This is a genomic window from Acidaminococcus sp. AM05-11, from assembly GCF_003472805.1.
Lineage (GTDB): Bacteria > Bacillota > Negativicutes > Acidaminococcales > Acidaminococcaceae > Acidaminococcus > Acidaminococcus hominis.
Genome location: NZ_QRMX01000008.1, coordinates 1 through 20717 on the forward strand (window position 1 = coordinate 1; position 20717 = coordinate 20717).

17 protein-coding genes and 1 pseudogene are annotated in these 20717 nt (G+C 49.6%); all 18 read left to right on the forward strand.

The window, feature by feature from the left end; translation table 11 throughout:
* Positions 1 to 2006: DEAD/DEAH box helicase (locus DW089_RS05910; RefSeq protein WP_147351153.1), on the forward strand; the 2006-nt coding region annotated here is incomplete at its 5' end.
* A gap of 359 nt (positions 2007 to 2365) precedes the next feature.
* Entirely contained in the window at positions 2366 to 3973 is a 1608-nt protein-coding gene (locus DW089_RS05915) for a type I restriction-modification system subunit M (protein ID WP_118286930.1), read from the forward strand.
* Positions 3974 to 3985: 12 nt separating this feature from the next.
* A complete protein-coding gene (locus tag DW089_RS05920; RefSeq protein WP_118286931.1) occupies positions 3986 to 5221 on the forward strand; it encodes a restriction endonuclease subunit S in 1236 nt (411 codons plus the stop codon).
* Positions 5222 to 5233: 12 nt separating this feature from the next.
* Entirely contained in the window at positions 5234 to 8305 is a 3072-nt protein-coding gene (locus DW089_RS05925; RefSeq protein ID WP_118286932.1) for a type I restriction endonuclease subunit R, read from the forward strand.
* Positions 8306 to 8362: 57 nt separating this feature from the next.
* Positions 8363 to 8737, forward strand: a complete 375-nt coding sequence (locus tag DW089_RS05930) for a hypothetical protein (protein WP_118286933.1) — start codon at positions 8363 to 8365, stop codon at positions 8735 to 8737.
* 265 nt (positions 8738 to 9002) lie between these two features.
* Positions 9003 to 9194 carry a hypothetical protein gene (locus DW089_RS05935; protein WP_118286934.1) on the forward strand — a complete coding sequence of 64 codons (192 nt, stop codon included), beginning with the start codon at positions 9003 to 9005 and terminating at the stop codon, positions 9192 to 9194.
* A gap of 1 nt (position 9195) precedes the next feature.
* Complete coding sequence (locus DW089_RS05940) at positions 9196 to 9507, forward strand: rRNA biogenesis protein rrp5 (protein WP_118286935.1); 312 nt, start codon at positions 9196 to 9198, stop codon at positions 9505 to 9507.
* Positions 9497 to 10627, forward strand: a complete 1131-nt coding sequence (locus tag DW089_RS05945) for a DUF2800 domain-containing protein (protein WP_118286936.1) — start codon at positions 9497 to 9499, stop codon at positions 10625 to 10627. The genes DW089_RS05940 and DW089_RS05945 overlap by 11 nt, the downstream gene beginning before the upstream one ends.
* A gap of 13 nt (positions 10628 to 10640) precedes the next feature.
* Positions 10641 to 11204, forward strand: a complete 564-nt coding sequence (locus tag DW089_RS05950; RefSeq protein ID WP_105325846.1) for a DUF2815 family protein — start codon at positions 10641 to 10643, stop codon at positions 11202 to 11204.
* Between the two features lie 12 nt (positions 11205 to 11216).
* Positions 11217 to 11405: a hypothetical protein gene (locus DW089_RS05955; protein ID WP_014128884.1), complete on the forward strand. Its 189-nt coding sequence runs from the start codon at positions 11217 to 11219 to the stop codon at positions 11403 to 11405.
* A 60-nt stretch (positions 11406 to 11465) separates the two neighbouring features.
* The gene (locus tag DW089_RS05960; protein WP_118286937.1) at positions 11466 to 13820 is read left to right on the forward strand and encodes a DNA polymerase; all 2355 of its coding nucleotides are present in this window, start codon (positions 11466 to 11468) and stop codon (positions 13818 to 13820) included.
* 56 nt (positions 13821 to 13876) lie between these two features.
* The gene (locus tag DW089_RS05965; RefSeq protein WP_118286938.1) at positions 13877 to 14284 is read left to right on the forward strand and encodes a DUF2116 family Zn-ribbon domain-containing protein; all 408 of its coding nucleotides are present in this window, start codon (positions 13877 to 13879) and stop codon (positions 14282 to 14284) included.
* Complete coding sequence (locus DW089_RS11460; RefSeq protein ID WP_199614623.1) at positions 14274 to 14450, forward strand: SHOCT domain-containing protein; 177 nt, start codon at positions 14274 to 14276, stop codon at positions 14448 to 14450. The genes DW089_RS05965 and DW089_RS11460 overlap by 11 nt, the downstream gene beginning before the upstream one ends.
* Before the next feature lie 43 nt (positions 14451 to 14493).
* Positions 14494 to 16257, forward strand: a complete 1764-nt coding sequence (locus DW089_RS05970; RefSeq protein WP_118286939.1) for a recombinase family protein — start codon at positions 14494 to 14496, stop codon at positions 16255 to 16257.
* The gene (locus DW089_RS05975) at positions 16242 to 17819 is read left to right on the forward strand and encodes a recombinase family protein (protein ID WP_118286940.1); all 1578 of its coding nucleotides are present in this window, start codon (positions 16242 to 16244) and stop codon (positions 17817 to 17819) included. Before DW089_RS05970 ends, DW089_RS05975 begins: the two co-directional genes overlap by 16 nt.
* A 196-nt stretch (positions 17820 to 18015) precedes the next feature.
* On the forward strand, positions 18016 to 18963 hold the full coding sequence (locus DW089_RS05980) for an acyltransferase family protein (protein WP_118286941.1): 948 nt from the start codon (positions 18016 to 18018) through the stop codon (positions 18961 to 18963).
* A gap of 151 nt (positions 18964 to 19114) precedes the next feature.
* Positions 19115 to 19921, forward strand: a pseudogene (locus DW089_RS11730) (recombinase family protein); the annotation flags it as partial.
* Positions 19922 to 20692 carry a zinc ribbon domain-containing protein gene (locus tag DW089_RS11735; RefSeq protein ID WP_255419944.1) on the forward strand — a complete coding sequence of 257 codons (771 nt, stop codon included), beginning with the start codon at positions 19922 to 19924 and terminating at the stop codon, positions 20690 to 20692.
* Positions 20693 to 20717: the final 25 nt, after the last annotated feature.

Sequence of the window (20717 nt, forward strand, 5' to 3'; positions counted from 1 at the left end):
CAGATTTGCCTTTTTCCCTGAGTTCCGGGCGGAACTGGCTGCCTCCGGAAGGAGCCGGCATGGAAGCTTCTGCTGCCCGGGACAAGGTCGGGGGCAATTATACCAGCCTTGCACTGGATGAAAAAGATTATCCCGAACTGTTCCTGAAGGTCAGCGATGCTCTGGACCGGGGAGAAAAGCGGATTGTTGTTGGAGACCAGGAAGTTGAACTGACACCGGGTTTTCTGGCCTATGTGGACCAGCTTAAGGCAAAGGCTGGGGAAAAGCAAGAGAAACAGAACCAGGAACCGGAAGCCGCTGGTGAAAAGAAAAAAGAAGCGTCTCTCCAGATCCAGGAGAATTTCCTTTCCCAGGAATATCGTTCCCGGAAAGCGGCACGGGAGAAACGGCTGGGGTCCAACCGGCTGGGGGATTGCCTGGGTCAGGGCCTGAAACCAGGCATCCGTCCCATGCCTCACCAACAGGTGGGAATGGAGCAGTTAGCGGTCTGTTGGGAACATGGTTGTCATGGAGTCCTGCTGGCGGATGATATGGGGCTGGGGAAAACGCTCCAGGCTTTTGGATTCCTGGCAGCCCTGAAAAAAGCCTATGGAAACAGTGACATGGCATCGGTACTGATTGTGGCCCCGGTTTCTCTGCTTCAGAACTGGATGGAAGAGTACAGGAAATTTGTGGCAGAAGGGTTGTTTGATGGAATTGTGCCCATGTATGGGAGCGAACTGAAGAAACACTGGGCCAGGAATCCGGACGGGAGCCGCTGTTATTTTCGGCCCCCGGACCCCAATCTGAAAGAAGTTTCCATGTTGGATTTTCAGGACCGGGAAAATCGGATTGATTACAGTCGGAACCATCTGATTCTGACCACCTATGAAACCCTTCGGGAACTGCAGCTTTCTTTTGGACGGGTGGCCTGGAGTGTCATGATCCTGGATGAAGCCCAGAAAATCAAGAATCCGGCCACCCGGACTTCTGTTGCGGCACGGGCCATGAACTGCGATTTTGGACTGGCACTGACAGGGACTCCTGTGGAAAATTCCTGGACGGATCTGTGGACCATCATGGATTTTGTGGAACCAGGCAAATTGGAATCTCTGAAAGATTTCAACAGTCATTATCAGCATCAGCTGCAGAATGTGGAAAACAAGGGGAAACTGTTGAAAGAACTGGGTGACCAGCTGCGGAAGAATCTGGATCCCTGTTTTATCCGGCGGCTGAAAGAAGATGTAAATCTGGGGCTGCCTGCCAAAGAAATCCTCCGGTTCAAGGATTCCATGCCGGAAGAACAGCGGAAACTGTATGGGGAAGTAGTCCGGGAAGCACGGGAAGGGCAGGGAGATAAATCCATCACCATGCTCCAGGCCATTGCCCGGCTCCGGGATATTTCTCTCTGTCCCAGTCTTGGAGCCGGCGGGAATGTAAAGAAATATACTTTGGGTGATCCGGAGCATTTCTTTGGCTCCTCTGCCAGACTGATGCGGACAAGGAAAATCCTGGATGAAGTGAGAGAGAAAGGGGAAAAAGCCCTGATCTTTGTGGAAAGCCGGAAAATTCAGCTGCTGCTCCGGACTTTTCTGGAACAAATCTACAAAATCCAGATGCAGCCTCCCATTAACGGGACCACACAGGCTGTGGCCCGGCAGAAAATGGTGGATCAGTTCAATCGGGCACCAGGGTTCCAGGTGCTGCTGCTGTCTCCGGAGGCTGCCGGTGTGGGGCTGAACATCATCGGAGCCAATCATGTGATCCATCTCAGCCGCTGCTGGAACCCGGCCAAAGAAGACCAGGCCACGGACCGGGCTTACCGGATCGGACAGAAAAAAGCGGTGACCGTCTATCTCCCCATGGCTGTGGATACGGATTTCCCGGAAGATGCATCCTTTGATCTGAACCTGGATGCCCTGCTCCAGTACAAACGGGATTTGAGCCGAAGCGCACTGTATCCTACAGAGGCCAGTGAAGAAAATGCTGTAGCCATGCTGAAACGGATTGAAGAGGCGGCAGGGTGAAAAGCGGCGGCCGGGAAGGGCGGGACATCGGCTCGCTTTTACGCCGTTGTAATCGAACGCTCGATCTAACGGTCACAGGAACGGATTTTTTGACAACCCCGTTTCTCTGATTTTCTGTTGCATCTCTGACCCCAACGTGGTAGGGGCTGCCCGCAGGGAAGCCCTTCCCTGGCCGCCCGGCAGGGCTCTTGTAAGACGTCAGATGCGGCCCCAAGGGCCAGTCTGACGTCTTTTTTGTCCGCCTTTTTGGACAGGGGGTGGGGTATAATAAAATTAACGAAAAAGAGGCCCTGATTCTGTGATACAATAAAAATATCACAAACAAGCACGCCAAATTATCCTAAAGGAGATTCACAACGATGAGCACTGACGAAAAAAGCCTGGAACAGGTTCTGTGGGATTCTGCCAACGTGATGCGCCAGACCATGGGGGCAGCGGACTATATGAACTATGCTCTGGGCCTTATTTTTTACAAGCATTTGTCCGACAAGACCCTGGAAGCGGCTGCCAATGCCCTGGTGGATGCCGGGGAAGTGGAAGCACAGGATGTGGCCACGGAAGAGGCCCGTCAGGGGGTGTATAAAAAATATTACGATGCGGAAGAATTCCACGAAGACCTGATGGAAACCATGAACATGGATTATGAAATCAAACCGGATTTTACCTTTGCCGCTTTGATGGATTCCATCCGGAAGCAGACCTTCCAGCTGGAAAATCTGAACCAGGCCTTCCGGGACATTGAACAGTCCAATCCGGACCTTCTGGGCCATCTGTTCGACGATGTGGACCTGTATTCCACCAAGCTGGGGTCCACCCCCCAGAAGCGGAATGACATGATCGCCCAGGTGATGACGGCCCTGGCTCCCTTGAACCTGGACAGCCACAGCGGGGATGTGCTGGGGGATGCTTATGAATATCTGATCGGCACTTTTGCTTCAGATATGGGCCAGAAGGCAGGAGAATTCTATACGCCCCAATCGGTTTCCCAGCTGCTGACCCACATTGTGACCTGGGGCCAGGAAGCCAAAAAGGGCTTCAGCGCCTACGATCCGGCCATGGGGTCCGGGTCCCTGCTGCTGAATGTGCGTCATTATATCCAGGATGTGGATTCCATTACCTATTACGGACAGGAAATCAAAACCTCCACCTACAACCTGGCCCGGATGAACATGATCATCCACGGGATCGCTGCCACCAACCAGCATCTGCGGAATGCGGACACCTTGGACCGGGATTGGCCCAGTGATGAAGTGACGAATTTCGACGGGGTCATGATGAACCCGCCCTATTCCCAGCACTGGAGTGCAGACAAGGGGTTCGAAAGTGACCCCCGGTTTTCCGATTATGGGGTGCTGGCTCCCAAATCCAAGGCCGACTATGCCTTTTTGCTCCACGGCCTGTACCATCTGAAAGATACCGGCACCATGGGTATCGTCCTGCCCCACGGGGTACTGTTCCGGGGGGCTGCGGAAGGGAAGATCCGCCAGAAGCTGCTGGAAAAAGGGTACATCTATGCAGTGATCGGCCTTCCGGCAGGGATCTTCTATTCCACCGGCATCCCCACCATCATCATGGTGCTGAAAAAAGACCGTCCCGGCCGGGATGTGCTGTTCATCGACGGAAGCCAGGAATTTGAAAAAGGCAAGGCCAAGAACACCCTGACCCAGGCCAACATCCAGAAGCTGTTTCAGGCCTACACCGACCGGAAGGACGTGGACAAATTCGCCCATGTGGCCTCCTTTGAAGAAATCCAGGAAAACGACTTTAACCTGAACATCCCTCGGTATGTGGATACCTCCGAACCAGAACCGGAAATCGATCTGGGAGAAGTGAACCGGGAAATGGCTGCCACCAACCACCAGATTCAGGCTGCGGAAAAAGAACTGGCGGATATGATGGAAGAGCTGACCACCGACGACCCTAAAAAGGCCAAAGACCTCCAGGACCTGCTTCACCTGTTTCAGTAAGGAGATGGGATGATGAAAAAAGAAATGAAGAAGGTTCCGGTGGTACGGTTCAAGGGGTTTACGAGCGATTGGGAACAGCGGAAGTTGTCGGAACTTGCCATATTTTCCAAAGGAATAGGTTATTCAAAGTCAGATTTAAGAGAATCTGGCACGCCAATAATCTTATATGGTCGTCTTTATACAAAATACGAAACTGTTATAAAAGATGTGGATACATTTGTTGAAGATAAAACTGATTCTATCTATAGCAAGGGTGGAGAGGTCATCGTCCCTGCTTCAGGAGAAACTGCTGAAGACATTTCAATAGCTTCCGTTGTTGAAAAGCCAGGGATATTGCTGGGAAGCGACTTAAATATTATTCATCCGAATAAAAAGATTGATTCTACCTTTTTGGCAATCAGTATATCGAATGGCGAGCCACACTTAGATATGGCACGAAGGGCTCAAGGAAAATCTATTGTTCATCTTCATAATGATGATCTTGCTCAAATTGGGCTTAGCTATCCGATACTTGAAGAGCAACGCAAAATAAGCAGATGCTTTTCACAGCTCGACCACCTTCTCACCCTCCACCGGCAGAAACTGGACCAGCTGAAAAAGCTGAAAGCTTATTTTCTCCAGAACCTGTTCCCGGCCAAAGGGGAAAAGGTCCCGAAAATCCGGTTCAAGGGATTTACGGGGGAATGGGAACAGAGTAAGTTGGGTAATGTTTTAATAGAACGGAGTATTTTACGTAAGCAAAGTGATGAGTTTCCTCTTGTGTCATTTACTGTTAAAAATGGCGTAACGCCAAAGACAGAACGTTACGAACGGGAGCAACTGGTTGTCGGTGATAAAAAGGAGAAAAGCTATAAAGAGACTAGGCTAAATGATATTGTCTATAATCCGGCAAATTTAAAATTTGGCGCTATTGCTCGCAATAAATATGGAAACGCTGTTTTCAGTCCTATTTATGTAACATATGATGTTCGAGAAGAAATGGCTTTACCATCGTTTGTTGAGAGATTTGTGACAAGAGAGAGTTTTATCAAGAACGCACTTCGATATCAACAAGGTACGGTATACGAACGAATGGCGGTAAGCCCCAATGATTTTGAAACGTTAGATATATTAGTTCCAACAAAAGACGAGCAAAAAAAGATTGGTGATGTCTTTGATAATTTAGATACCCTCATCACCCTTTACCAATATAATTTGGAATGTTTCCAGGCAGTAAAAAAATTCCTGCTGCAAAATCTGTTTGTATAAGGGGGAAACCTTATGACTTCCTATGAATCGGAAGAAAGCATGGAGCAGCACCTGCTCCGGCAGCTGACGGAACAGCAGTCCCAGTGGACCCTCCGGGAGGACCTCCACACCATCCAGGACCTGTGGGACAATTTCCGGCGTATCCTGGTGAACAACAACAAGGAGCTGTTTGACGCCCATCCCCTCACCGATGGGGAATTCCTCCAGGTGCAGAACCAGCTCCGATTCCCCACCTTTTACGACGGGGCCAAGTGGATGCTGGGCGAAAACGGGGTGGCCCGGGTGGATATCCAGCGGGAAGACGCCAGCCTGGGCACCATCCACCCGGTGGTGTTCAAACGGGTGGATATTGCCGGGGGTTCTTCGGTGTACGAAGCGGTGCACCAGATCCAGTTCCCCCGGAGGGAGGCTCTGGACCGGAACCGCCGGGGAGACGTGACCCTCCTCATCAACGGGCTGCCCATGATCCACATCGAACTGAAGAACCGGGCCCATCCCTATATGGAGGCCTTCAACCAGATTAAGAAATACCTGAAAGAAGGAGTGTTCCGGGATATTTTTTCCACCCTCCAGATGTTCGTGGTATCCAACGGGACGGATACCCGGTACATTGCGGCCGCTGCGGAAAGCAGTCTGAATCCCCAGTTTCTGTCCCTGTGGCTGGATGACAAGAACCAGCCCCAGACCGACTATCTGTCCTTTGCCCGGGAGGTATTGTCCATTCCCGCGGCCCATCGGATGGTGTCCCAGTATACGGTGTTGGACAGTGAACGGAAGGCCATCATCCTGCTCCGGCCCTACCAGATCCACGCCATCGAAGCGGTGAAAAACGCCGTGAATCCCTATACGGACGGGGGCACCCAGTCTGGCTTCATCTGGCACACCACCGGGAGCGGCAAGACCCTCACTTCCTACAAAACGGCCCATTACCTGACCCAGATCCCCAGTGTGGACAAGGTGATCTTCGTGGTGGACCGGAAGGACCTGGACAACCAGACCACCGGGGCTTTCCAGGCCTATGCCCAGTATGACACCATCGATGTGAACGAAACGGACAACACCGGGGACCTGGTCAGGAAGCTCCAGGCCAAAGGCGGGGATGTGATCGTCACCACCATCCAGAAGCTCCAGATTGTTATGAAGCGGTACCCGGAAGGGTGCGACAAATACGAAAAGCTCCACAAGCTCCGGCTGGTGTTTGTAGTGGATGAATGTCACCGGGCGGTATCCCCGGCAGCCCAGGCTCAGCTGGACCAGTATTTTACCCGGCCCCTGTGGTATGGGTTCACCGGCACCCCGATTTTTGAACAGGATGCCAAGAACAGCGCCGGGAATCTGCCCAAGACCACCCAGGAACAGTACGGCAAGTGCCTCCACCGGTACACCATCAAAGAAGCCCTCCACGACGGGGCTGTGCTGGGGTTCCAGGTGGAATACCACAATACCTTCGACATGGAAGAACTGGCCCGGGAGAACCATGTAACCGGCTGGGAAGAAGACCAGGACGGGTTCAGCGTGGAAAAGGCCCTGCTCCGGGAGAAAATCCTGGATGCCGCCTACGAGGACGAAGGGCACATGCGCCAGGTGGTGGATTTCATCATCAACCGTTCCAGCGGCAAGTTGGGACTGGACCGGGGGAAGGGGAACAACTTCACCGCCATTCTCACCACCAGTTCCATCCAGCAGGCCCAGAGGTATTACCAGCTGTTCCAGAAGGTGAAGGCCGGAGAAGTGCCGGGGCTGGAGGTAAGCAGCTCCATCAAACGGAAACTGGCGGATTTCCCCAAAGTGGCCATTACCTATTCCGTTACGGAAAATGAGGACAACAGCACGGTGAACCAGGACCGGATGAAGGAATCCCTGCAGGATTACAACGAGATGTTCGGTACCCAGTTCGGCCTGGACCAGCTGAACGCCTACAACGCCAATGTAAACGACCGTCTGGCCCGGAAGAAGACCCAGTACCAGGTGCGGGAAGCCCAGCTGGACCTGGTGATTGTGGTAGACCGGCTGCTTACCGGGTTCGATGCGCCCTGCCTTTCCACCCTGTTTATCGACCGGAAGCCCATGCGGTCCTACGGGATCATCCAGGCCTTTTCCCGGACCAACCGGCTCTTTGACAGCCAGAAACGGTTCGGGCAGATCGTCACCTTCCAGGTGCCGGCCCATTTCAAACGGGCGGTGGATGAAGCCATGAAACTGTATTCCGCCGGGGGCGGCAGCTTTGTCCAGGCTCCCGACTGGGAAGAAGCGGAAAAGAAATTCCGGGAAGCCCTGGGGAAACTCCGCCAGGCAGCTGCCAGCCCGGAAGCGGTGGATGGACTGACGAAAAAGCAGAAAATCGCCTTTTTGAAGGCTTTCCGGGATTTTGACGATGCCTACGGGGATATCCAGGTGTATTCCGAATTCCAAGACCGGGACCTGGAGCGGGATTATCAGATCTGTGAAGAAATCATCGAAGGGTACAGCGGCAAGTTCAACAACGTGAAAGAAGAACTGAAGAAGGACCGGGATGATGGCGGGGATGAAGAGATCAACATCGCCGTCAACTACCAACTGCGCTGCTGGCACCGGGACCAGATCGACGAGGACTACATCCTGAAACTGATGGAAGCCACCCGGCCCGATGAATCGGCCCTGATGATTGCGGACAGTGCCAAAAACCAGAAGATTTTCCAGGAAATCGCCGAAGAAATCGAACGGTTTCGGAAGACCAATCCGGCCAGAGCCCAGATCCTGGAAGAAATCTGGCAGGAATACCGGGACAATCCGGCAGCCTTTGTGAACCAGAGCTTCGTGGATGTAATGAACGACCGGGTGCGGGCCAAAGCAAAGGCCATCATCGACAGCTTCGCCCAGGAATGGTGCGTGGACCCGGAAGCCCTTGAATTTTTCATGGAAACCTACGATGCAGGAAAAGATCCCCACGACAAACAGGTGAACCAGGACGCCTTGAAGAAAAACAGCCATGTAAAAGAATATCGGAAGACCCATCCGGATATTGGTCTGAAGTACTGGGGCCATTTGTTGGGGGCTATCAGGATGATGTACGTGGAAAAGCTCCAGAAGCTGATTGAGCAGTAAGAATAGCAGCCTCTTTTGAGGCTGCTTCCGATTGCTGAATATGGAAGGGATGCTTTTATGGAAAAGTGGACAGAAAGAGAAATCGATCTAAGTGAGTATATGGGATATTATGTCACATGTACCGCATTGGAATTATTTTTTGCAGGGATGGATAAGAAAGACTTGCAAGAAATGATTGAAAGAAATCCCGCAGATAAAGAAGAAATCCTAAAATTACGTACAAGAGCTGGAGAATATTTTACTTCGCTTAATATAACGGTAAACAAAGCGGCACTTATTTTAATGAATATTGGAGAAAAGGCCTATGTGAAAGGGAATCGGGAACCGTGGGCCGTTTATGCACATCATCGGCTCAATAAAAGAGTAAAGTGGCCGATGATTATTACGGCAGTCGTGATACTGGCAATCATCTATTTCCTGTTTTTTAAATAAGCAGAGTAAGCGGAGTAGGAATTCCGCCTTAAGGAATATAGGATGCAAGAGGAACGTCCAAGTGACGGTCCTCTTATTTTTTTGTCTCTAACTCGATCATAACAAACCTTAGCCGGTATGGGAGCCATAGTAGCTTTTCATACCGGCTTTTTATATGCCAGAAAAAAATTTTAAAGTTTTTTGGAAACCGTCAGAAAATCCACTCTCCCAAGGCTAAAGAGTGGAAGGGGAAAACGATACTAACCCTCAGAAAGGAGGAAAAGCCATGAAGCAAAGAGTAAGCATCAGCGTTTCAGCGGCAAAGGGTAATGGACATATTGCTGCCGTGCGGTCTGTGTCCGTGCGGGAACGGATCCTACGGTTCCTGCTGGGCGGGAAAGAAAAAGTAACCATCATCGTACCAGGTGACTCTGTAGAGGAACTGGCAATCAGAGAACTTAACGAAGGAGGAAACTAAGGTGACGAAGGACAATCTTGAAAATCTGGCGAACGAAATGGCCAATTGCACAAAGACCTTGCTGCGGATTGTAGAAGCTCTGGAAAACGAGATGAACAATAGAACAGCAGAACCGGAAAAGGTGGTTCCGGAGCGGAAGGCCCTTTCCTTTGAAGAAGTCCGGAAAGCGGCGGCTGACAAGTCCCGCCAGGGATTCACGGCAGAAGTGAAAGCCCTCATCGAAAAATATGGGGCGGAAAAACTCTCCAGTGTAAAGCCGGAAGACTACGAAGCCTTCATGAAGGAATTGGAGGGGATCAGCCATGCCGGATAAGCAGCATGCGATTCTTTCCGCCTCGTCCAGCTACCGCTGGCTGGCCTGCCCGCCTTCCGCTTTGGAGTGTGCGAAGCGGCCGGACACCACAAACGACTTTGCCCGGGAGGGTACGGATGCCCATACTCTCTGCGAATACAAGGTGAAGAAAGCCCTGGGCAGGAAGGCACAGAACCCTACGGGGACCCTCGACTATTATAGCGAGGAAATGGCTGAATGCACGGACGACTATGCTCAATTCGTTATGGAGAGGCTTGCGGAAGCAAAGAAAGAGTGCAAGGATCCCATCGTCCTTGTAGAACAGCGGTTGGACTTCTCGAAATGGGTGCCGGACGGATTCGGTACAGGAGACTGTGTCATTGTGGCGGATGATACCCTGACCGTCATCGACTACAAGCACGGACTTGGTGTGGAAGTCAGCGCAGAGAAAAATCCCCAGATGATGTGTTATGCCCTGGGGGCCCTGGATCTTTTTGACGGGATTTACAATATCCAAAGAGTCTCCATGACCATCTTCCAGCCAAGGCGGGATAATGTCAGCACCTACGAAATGAGCAAGGCTGCTCTCATCGATTGGGCGGAGAAAGTCCTCAAACCCACGGCTGCTCTGGCGGCTAAAGGAGAAGGGGAGTACAAAGCCGGTGAGCACTGCCGGTTCTGTAAGATCAGGGCCACCTGCCGGAAACGGGCAGAGTATAACCTGGAACTTGCCAGGTACGACTTCGCCATGCCATCTACTCTCTGTGACGCAGAAGTGGAAGCAGTGCTGGAAAAGGCCGATGACCTCGTAGCCTGGGTGGGAGATATTAAGGAATATGCCTTGCAGCAGGCTCTTTCCGGCAAGGCATGGGCTGGCTGGAAACTGGTGGAAGGGCGCTCCAATCGCCGTTATGTAGATGACGATGCGGTAGCCGCCAAAGTGGAAGAAGCCGGATACTCTCCCTACGAAAAGAAACTCATGGGCATCACGGCCCTGACCCGCCTTCTGGGGAAACGGAGGTTTGATGAACTTCTGTCCGGCCTCATTGAAAAGCCCCAAGGCAAACCGGTCTTGGTACCGGAATCGGACAAACGCCCGGCTATGCATACCGCGGCAGAAGATTTTAGTAGTGAAAATTAAGGAGGAACGAACAATGAAACATTATGTAAACCCTTGCAAAGTCATTACCGGAGCAAATACCCGCTGGTCCTACGCCAACGTCTGGGAACCCAAATCCATCAACGGAGGAACCCCCAAGTACAGCGTGAGCCTCATCATCCCCAAGTCTGATACGAAGACCGTGGAAAAGGTGAAAGCGGCTATCCAAGCAGCCTATGAGGAAGGGCAGGGCAAGCTCAAAGGAAACGGCCGCATCGTGCCGAAGCTGGAAACCATCAAGAACCCGCTCCGTGACGGAGATCTGGAACGGCCTGGGGATGATACCTACAAGGACAGCTACTTCATTAATGCCAATTCTGCCACAAAGCCCGGCATCGTAGATTCTTCCTGCCAGCAGATTCTGGAACGGTCTGAAGTGTACAGCGGGGTCTATGGAAGAGCCTCCATCAACTTCTACGCCTTCAACTCCAACGGCAACAAGGGCATTGCCTGCGGCCTGAACAACCTGCAGAAGATTCGTGATGGGGAACCTCTGGGCGGAAAACCCCGGGCAGAAGACGACTTTGCTACGGCAGACGATGATGATTTCCTGGACTAAGGAGGAACAATAATGGAAAATGTTTTGAAATTGATTCTGGATTGTCTGTACTGTCTGGTTGCCCTGTGTGTTGGCGGCTTCTTTGTGGCCATGATCTACACGGATATCAAAAAGGACCAGCGGGATGAAATTGCGGCCCGGAATCGGGAAGAACGGGAAGCAGAATATCATCGCAAACAAATGGAATCCTTTCGGAAATAAGATGTGGTAAATGGTGGCGGCGGGGCCTTGTGCTTCGCCGCTTTTCTCGAGGTGAAACGTATGAAAACCATCAGTATCGATATTGAAACCTACAGCGATGTGAACCTGGCCAAGTGTGGGGTGTATAAGTACGCCGAGTCCCCGGATTTTGCTATCCTCCTGTTTGGCTATGCGGTGGATGGGGGAGAGGTACAAGTGGTCGATCTGGCCCGGGGGGAAACCATTCCGGAAGAGATTCTGGATGTGCTAACCGATGACTCCATCACTAAGTGGGCCTTCAATGCCAATTTCGAACGGGCGTGTCTGTCCCGGTATCTCACGGATCTGGGGAGGAGCCTGGATCCCTTCCATGACCGGCACTCGCTTTCTAAGGACTGTGCACGGTTCCTGAACCCGGCCGGCTGGAAGTGTTCCATGGTGTGGTCTGCCTATATGGGGCTGCCCCTTTCCCTGGAGGGAGTGGGAGCGGTGCTGAACCTGGACAACCAGAAAATGAAGGAAGGGCGGGACCTGATCCGTTACTTTTGCGTGCCCTGCAAGGAAACTAAGACCAACGGGGGCAGGACCCGGAACCTTCCAAGCCATGCCCCGGATAAATGGAATCTCTTCAAGAGCTACAACAAGCGGGATGTGGAAGTGGAAATGGCCATCCAGGAAAGGCTGCAAAAGTATCCTGTCCCAGACCAGGTGTGGGAGGAATACCATCAGGACCAGGAAATCAACGACCGGGGAATCGCTATTGATCTGGAGCTGGCCCGGCAGGCGGTGGCCATGGATGCCAAAAGCCGGGAGAGCCTGATGACCGCTCTAAAGGAAAAGACCGGACTGGAGAATCCCAACTCCGTCCTCCAGATGCTGGGCTGGCTGGAAGCCCGTGGTCTAAAGTCGGACTCCCTGGGGAAAAAGGAGGTGAAAGAATTATTGAAAACTGCCCAGGAGCCTCTCCGCAGTGTGCTGCAGCTCCGGCAGAAGCTGGCCAAGTCCTCGGTGAAGAAGTACCAGGCCATGGAAATGACTGCCTGTCAGGATGGCCGGGCCCGGGGCATGTTCCAGTTCTATGGGGCGAACCGTACTGGACGGTTTGCGGGGCGGCACATACAATTGCAAAATCTTCCTCAGAACCATCTGCCGGACCTTTCAGAAGCCCGGGATCTGGTGCGGCAAGGAAACTACGAGGCCCTGGAGCTGCTCTACGATTCTGTGCCGGATGTGCTGTCCCAGCTGATTCGGACCGCCTTTGTGCCCCGTGAGGGCATGAAGTTTGTGGTCTCGGACTTCTCGGCCATTGAGGCAAGGGTCATTTCCTGGATGGCCGGGGAAAAGTGGAAAGCCGCAGCCTTTGCAGCCGGGAAGGACATCTACTGCTCAACGGCCAGCCAGATGTTTGGAGTGCCCGTGGTGAAACACGGAGTGAACGGGGAGTTGCGCCAGAAGGGGAAAATCGCGGAACTGGCCTGTATCGCGGAAGGGCAGCTTGTCCTTACAGATCATGGCCTCATTCCCATTGAAAATATGACCACGGAAGACCGGGTTTGGGATGGAGAGAACTGGGTCCACCATGATGGGGTGGTCTACAGAGGCGAAAGAGAGGTGATGCGGTATGCAGGTCTCCTGGCTACCCCGGATCACCCGGTTTATGTAGAGGAAAAGAAGGAACCCGTCCTGTTTCGGACAGCGGCGGAGAATGGGTACCACCTTCGAAGATTGTGCTCATCAATCGTGATACGGTATGGAGATCCGCCTGCCCGGGCCAGGGTCTACGACATCCTCAATGCCGGACCCCATCACCGTTTTACCGTATCGGACTGCCTGGTGCACAACTGTGGATACGGAGGTTCGGTTGGCGCTTTGAAGGCAATGGGGGCCATTGAGATGGGAATCCCGGAAGAGGAACTGGGGCCTTTGGTCCAGTCTTGGAGAGCCGCCAATCCTCACATTGTGGATTTCTGGTGGCAGGTGGATGGGGCCGTGAAAACTGCCATCAAGCAGCGGATCCCCGTCTGGGTGAATAACATCCGGTTCCTCTGCCAGAGCGGCATGCTATTCATAGAGCTCCCCAGTGGCCGGCAGCTTTCCTACGTGAAGCCTCGGATTGGGGAGAATAAATTCGGTGGGGAATCCGTGACCTATGAAGGCATCGGAGCCACCAAGAAGTGGGAGCGGCTGGAAAGTTATGGGCCCAAGTTCGTGGAAAATATCGTCCAGGGAACGGCCAGGGATATTCTTTGCTATGCCATGCAGACCCTGCGGCACTGTGCTATTGTAGGCCACGTCCACGATGAACTGATCATCGAGTGCCGCAAGGACGTAAGCGTGGATGCCATCTGCCAGCAGATGGCAAGGACCCCACCCTGGGCGGAAGGTCTGATCCTCCGGGCGGATGGGTATGAATGTGAGTTTTATCAGAAAGATTGAACGAAACCGTCAGAAAGCACCTCCTGCCGTGGCTAGTAAGCAGGAGGTGTTTATTCATGAACGATATACAGAAAGCACAGATTCGAGAACTGCGGCTCCAGGGAGTCGGGTATCGGAAAATCGCCAAAGAAACAGGCATGTCGGAGAATACCGTCAAATCCTACTGCCGCAGACACCCTTTATCCCCCAAGGAGCCGGAAACAGAACAAGCCCATCACTGCCTGCAATGCGGTCAGCCTATTGAGCAGAACGACAAACGGAAGGAGAAGAAGTTCTGCTCCGATACCTGCCGGATGGCCTGGTGGAACAGCCATCGGGACAAGGTGAACCATAGAATCGTACGAAAGATGGAATGCCCTTGCTGCCACAAGACATTCACCGTCTACGGGAATGGGCAGCGCAAATACTGCTCCCACACTTGCTATGTAAAAGACAGGTTCGGAGGTGGCCAGGATGGACGCTAAGCAGTTGAAGCAGGAGAAGATGTACCTGGCCGCCATGCATTTCATCAGAGGAATGCTCCAGGAGGGCCTGATTACAAAAGCTGAATACGGAAAAGCTGAGCGGCAGATTCGGAATAAATATTCTCCTGTGATCGGCCCATTATTGGCAGATATTGACTTGCTATAAATCCGGTTCAGAGTGAGTAATAGTAGCAAAAGGAGTTGATACAATGAAAAAAATCACGCGGGTCAGCCGGCCCATGCCGACTATCGTGCGGAGAAAAAAAGTGGCAGCCTATGCCAGAGTCTCCGTGGAGTCGGAACGGATGAACCATTCTCTGTCAGCCCAGATCAGCTACTATAACGGCCTGATCCAGAAAAACCCGGAATGGGAATTTGCCGGTGTCTATGCAGACGACGGCATCAGCGGAACAACCATCGACAAGCGAAAAGGATTCAAGCAGATGCTGGCAGACTGTGAAGCAGGAAAGATTGACATTATCCTTACAAAGTCCATCCAGCGCTTTGCCAGGAACACGGTAGACCTTTTAACGACAGTGCGGCATTTGAAAGACCTGGGTATAGAAGTGCGGTTCGAGAAAGAGCATATCCGCTCCCTTACGGGTGACGGCGAACTGATGCTTTCCATCCTGGCATCCTTTGCCCAGGAAGAGAGCCGTTCCATCAGCGAAAATGTCAAATGGGCAACCCGGAAGCGGTTTGCAAAAGGGATTCCCAATGGACGATTCCGAATTTACGGTTACCGCTGGAACGATGACCAACTTGTTGTTGAACCGAAAGAAGCAGCCATCGTAAGGCTCATTTATGATAACTTTTTGAAGGGCCTATCAGCCGAGAGTACGGAAAAGCAGCTGGAAGAAATGGGAATCAAATCCTTTAATGGGAAACATTTCGGGAATTCGGCCGTCCGGAGAATTTTAGAGAATATTACTTACACCGGTAATCTATTGTTCCAGAAAGCCTATTTGGCAGACCCCATCACCGGAAAAACCAAAATCAATCATGGAGAACTCTCACAATATTTTGTGGAAAATACACATGAGGCCATTATCCCCATGGAAACCTATAAAAAGGTACAGGAAGAAAGGGAAAGACGGCGGGAACTGGGGGCTTTAGCAAACTGGTCCATCGATACCTGCTGTTTTACCACCAAAATCAGGTGTGGAATCTGCGGGAAGAGTTTTGTGCATATTCGCAGTAAACGGAAAAATAAGGATTGCTGGACCTGTATTTCCCATAAAGAGAGAGGAAGAACCTGCCGTTCTAAGGGAGCTATCCCACAGAAAGTCCTTATTAAAGAATGCACAGAAGTTCTGGGGCTTTCCAAATTTGATGAAAAAATCTTTCTGAATCATGTGGATAAAATTGTAGTCACTGAGCCACATGTTATGGTGTTTCATATGAAAAATGGAGAGCAGATTACACGGCAATGGGTTTCTACTGCCCGGAAGGACGCATGGACTAGTGAACGCCGGAAGGAATGGGGAGAAAGACATAAGCTAAAAAGCACAAATCCCAATCGAAAGATATTCAATGAGTTCACGGGGTTTATCAAATGCGGGAAATGTGGGGAAAATTACAGGAGCCAACAAACTACATATTCTGATGGAAAAAAGGAACGGTACTGGCGGTGTGCTGGTATATGTGGTAATGAAGCCATCAAAGACAGTACTATGAAAAAGCTAACTGCTTCTGTGCTGGGACTGGACACTTTCAATGAGGAAAAAATGGATGAATCCCTTGAAAAAGCAGTTGTCCTGAATGGAGAGATAACATTCCATTTTAAAGATGGCCATATGGAAACCAGGCAATATAGAGAAAGAAAACGGGGAACCCGTCATAGCGAAGCGTATCGGGCTTATATGCATGAAATCATGCAATATGCAAAACGCAAGGACCCAGAGGCTAAAAAAATAATGCTTGCGCTGAAAGAAGAATGGAAGAGAGAGGATAATCGATGGAAAAAACAGTAAGAGCGATTCCGGCAACAATCAGCCGTTATACATCATCTCCGATAAATAGTCGGAAGAAAAGGAAAGTAGCAGGGTACGCACGGGTTTCAACAGACCACGATGATCAGATTACCAGCTATGAAGCCCAGGTCGATTATTATACAAACTATATCAAAGGGCGGGATGACTGGGAATTTGTAGGTATCTATACGGATGAAGGAATCTCTGGTACAAATACCCGCCATCGTGATGGATTCAAGCGAATGGTCAATGATGCTCTGGAAGGAAAAATTGACCTGATCATTACAAAGTCTGTCAGCCGCTTTGCCAGAAATACCGTCGATAGCCTTTCTACTATTCGGAAATTAAAAGAACACAAGATAGAGTGCTACTTTGAAAAGGAAAACATCTGGACTTTTGACAGCAAGGGAGAGTTGCTCCTGACGATCATGAGTTCCCTGGCCCAAGAAGAAAGCCGGAGTATTTCAGAAAATGTCACCTGGGGTCATCGGAAGCGGTTTGCCGATGGCAAAGTCAGCGTTGCTTACAGCCGTTTCCTCGGATACAAGAAAGGACCGAACGGTGGGCTAGTAGTTGTACCAGAAGAAGCAACAACGATCAAGCTCATCTACAGGCTTTTCCTAGAAGGCTTGGGAACAACAACTATTGCCAAGCAACTAACAAAACGAGGACTCAAAACCCCAGGAGGAAAATCCAAATGGAGTGCACGTACGGTTTACAGTATCCTTCAAAACGAAAAGTACAAGGGAGATGCACTTCTACAAAAAAGCTATACGGTTGATTTTCTTACAAAGAAAACGAAAATCAACGAAGGAGAAGTCCCCCAATACTATGTAGAGCATGACCATGAAGCCATTATTGAACCTCAGACCTTTGAAATGGTGCAAGCGGAACTGAAACGTAGAAATAAAGCACGGAAGTACTTTAGTGGTACCAGCATCTTTTCCACCAAAATCCAGTGTGCTGAATGCGGAGGATGGTACGGTGCGAAGGTCTGGCACTCCAATGACAAGTACCGCAGGATCATTTATCAGTGCAACAACAAGTTCCGCAACAAGACTGGATGCAGGACACCACATCTGACGGAAGAGGAAATCAAGATGTACTTCGTCCGGGCAATGAACAAGATGATTACAGAGAAGGATGAGATCATCCAAACCATCGAGGATGCTAGGCAGGTGATCTGTGACAACGGAGACCTTCTAGCCAAACGAGATGCCATGCAGAAGGAAATCGGCATCCTGGTGGAAATGGCCCAGAATGCTGTGGAACAGAATGCACGGGTGGCGCAGAACCAGGAAGAGTACCAAAAACAGTATGATGACATCATCAGCCGCTATGATGCAATGAAAATTGAGTACGAACAACTGTGTGAGAAGATTGAAAACCGCCAGGATCGGAATGAGCAGCTTGGACGGTTCATTCAGGAACTGAAAGGTCGGGATAGCCTGCTCACCGAATTTGACCAGTCACTCTGGTGTTTACTGGTCGATAAAATAGTAGTAAAAAATAAAGAGGACATCACCGTGGTCTTTAAAGATGGTACGGAAATCAAGGCATAAAAGAAGCCGCTTTGCAGGATGGAAATGCAGAGCGGTTTTTGCGTGTTCAGGGTACCGCACATACCCATTCTATGGTAATATTTTATTAACGGAAAACATAAAGTTAATGACAGAAAAGACTTGACATATGCTATGAGCGGAAGCACGCTTTTAACAGACAGACAGACAGACAGACAGACAGACAAGACTAAATTATTTGGATATAGCTAAAGGAATTGCAATTATTTTGGTAGTAGTGGGTCATTGTATTCCTGATGCTACTGCACCAACTGGAATTTCCAGTTCATATATGCGCATACTTCATTCAGTAATTTATAGTTTTCATATGCCGTTGTTCTTTTTTATTTCTGGTTATCTGATTTCAAGAAGACAAATTATTGCAAAAGGGGAAACCATAACTGCCAGCTTGAAAAAAAGATTTCACAGATTATTGGTTCCATATTTATTTGTAGGTCTGTGCTATGCACCGATGAAATATTTATTGTCATCTTTTGCAAACAGACCCTATGACTTTAGTCAAATATGGAAAATTATTATCGGCATTAATCCGGATGGAGAACTTTGGTTTTTATATGCATTGTTTGTTATTACAATGGTTGCTGGCTTTACGGGATATCGGATATCTAAATTAGGATTGACGATTTTATCGCTTTTAGCGGTTACTACTCCTCTATTACCAATAGTGACATCAAATATGCTGTACGTTTTTTTAGGGATTTATGCTCGACGTGATTATCCAAATTTTATTGTAGGCTTGAAAATGCCTGTACTCCTAATTGCAAGTCTTGCATTTGCAGTCGTTAATATCTGTTCAATTTTATATGGGGGAAATTCAATATTTCGAATTTTGACATCTATTACTGGCATAATACTATGTTTGCGCTTTTCCCAATGGGTTGATGGAAAGTCAGGTATATTCCGCAATGGGCTGATTCAGCTTGGTTTATTTTCTATGGATATCTATATATTAAGCGACATTATTAAAATACCGTTTCGCATTATTTTATGGAGTAAACTTCATTTGTATATGTTGAGCTTTATTGTATGCTTTGTTTTATCAGTGGTGCTTTCATATATATTTAGCAAATATTTTATTCGGAAAAGTACCTGGTTAAGCTATCTGATTTTGGGAATAAGGAAATAGTATGATTCTTTTAAAATCGCTTAAATGATAACTTGCGGGGTGCATTTTACTTTGCACCCCAGGGTGCATCGTTCAAGAGTTTAGGGGGATAATCGTGTAATTGTATCAAATATTCTAAGGCAACCGACAGCGCAAAAAAGTCGCAGCCTATGCCCGCGTATCCGTGGACTCGGAACGGATGCATCATTCCCTATCGGCACAGGTCAGCTATTACAGCAGCCTCATACAGAAGAACCCGGAGTGGGAATATGCCGGGGTATATGCTGACTACGGTATTTCCGGGACAAGGATAAAGAAACGGCAGGAATTCCAGCGGATGTTAGAAGATGCCGAAGCTGGGCAGATAGATGTTATCTTGACCAAGTCCATCCAGCGTTTCGCCCGCAATACCTTGGATCTTCTGCGCACGGTACGCCACTTGAAAGAGATTGACGTTGAAGTGTGGTTCGAAAAGGAAAATATCCATACTCTGAGCGGCGAAGGTGAGTTGATGCTGACAATCCTTGCATCCTTTGCCCAGGAAGAAAGCCGGTCCATCAGCGAGAATATAAAATGGCGTGTGCAGAAACGGTTCCAACAGGGCATGCCGCCTGCAAAGTTCTTTATATATGGCTATCGATGGGAAGGGGATAAACTCGTAATTGTTTCTGAAGAAGCAGCTGTTGTAAAGCGAATATATCAAAATTTTCTTGACGGAAAATCACGGGTTGAGACAAGACGGGAGCTTGCGGCGAAGGGCATCAAAACTAGGCATGGTAATAACTGGGGTGATCCCAGCATCAAGCAGGTACTTACCAATATTACCTATACCGGTAATCTCCTGCTTCAGAAAACATATATAGAAGATCCTATTACTAAAAAAAAACGGAAAAACCGTGGCGAGAGAACAAAGTATTTTGTCGAAAATACTCATGAAGCTATTATTGATAAGAAAACGTTCGATTATGTACAGAAGGAAATGGCACGTCGGTGCAAATTAGGGGCATTTGCCAATAAGTCATTGCATACGACGTGTTTTACAGGAAAAATCAAATGCGGCGTTTGTGGAAAAAGTTATGTCAGTAGCAAACGGAAATATAAAGGGTGGCATATCGGGTACTGGGGATGCACATCCCATAAATATAAGGGAAAAAACTGTGGCGCAAAAGGAACTATCCCGCAAATTGTGCTGGAACGGGAATGTACGGCTGTCCTTGGACTGCAGGCTTTTGATGAAAACATATTCCTTGAAAAAGTTGATACCATTACTGTGCCGGAATATCGTGTCATGGTATTTAACATGAAAGATGGCCGAAAAATTATCCGGCACTGGGAATCAACTGCAAACAAGGATCACTGGACGGAAAAACTCAAGGACAAGCAAAGGGTTTGGACGAAGTGGTACCGAATGAGTGGTAAATCGGAGCAATATTCTGCTTTTACAGATCGGATTCTATGCGTTCAATGTAACATCTGCTTCAAACGCTGTCTGGATAAGCGGAAAAACGGGAAAGTTGCTTACTGGCGATGCAAGCTTTCAGGGAAATCCTGCAAGGTTCCGGGTATACGGGAGGAACCATTGAAGCAGCTGGCAGCAACGGTGCTCGGCCTACCAGCATTTGATGATGCCGCATTCCGAAAACAGATAGACCATATTGAAACTGGAAAAACTGATGAGCTGACATTTTGTTTTACTGATGGCAGAAGAAAAAGCTGCAGTTGGCCACCGGTTAAAACGGGAAATTGCTGAATACATGAAGGGAGGTGGAAACTAT